Origin of the sequence: Vibrio sp. M260118 (assembly GCF_036533755.1) — a bacterium.
Taxonomy (GTDB): domain Bacteria; phylum Pseudomonadota; class Gammaproteobacteria; order Enterobacterales; family Vibrionaceae; genus Vibrio.
Genome location: NZ_JATABG010000738.1, coordinates 1 through 367, shown reverse-complemented (window position 1 = coordinate 367; position 367 = coordinate 1). Strand labels below are relative to the sequence as shown.

Below are 367 nucleotides of genomic sequence, written 5' to 3'. Positions count from 1 at the left end.
GAAAGCCTTCAGCGCTATTACGATTAATGATAAAGCGGGTCTATTCGGAGGTCGTCGAATTATTAGTGGGGGATGCATGTGATACTCGATACTATCATGAAGAAAATCGTGTTAAATGGGCGAACCCGCATGTTCGCCTCTACTTGTGGATAACACTACTGTACACGAGATTCTGTCTAAAGCTTTCGCTACTCGCAAGCAATGGTGAAGCCATTGTCAATGGTCATTTATTTAAGTATAAAGCTACCGAACTATTGCTTTATGCTGCGCGTCAAACTTGTTACTCACTCGGATAAACCTTCTCGTTTTGGTAGTGTGATTAGAACGATAATGGTAACGAAGAGCCAAAAAGACGTGCGTTAGGTCA

At 42.2% G+C, this 367-nt stretch carries 1 protein-coding gene; it reads left to right on the top strand.

Annotated elements, in window-relative coordinates; translation table 11 throughout:
• Positions 1–296, top strand: a 296-nt coding sequence (locus QTO00_RS20930; protein WP_331426417.1) for a hypothetical protein, incomplete at its 5' end; no start/stop codon positions are given.
• Positions 297–367: the final 71 nt, after the last annotated feature.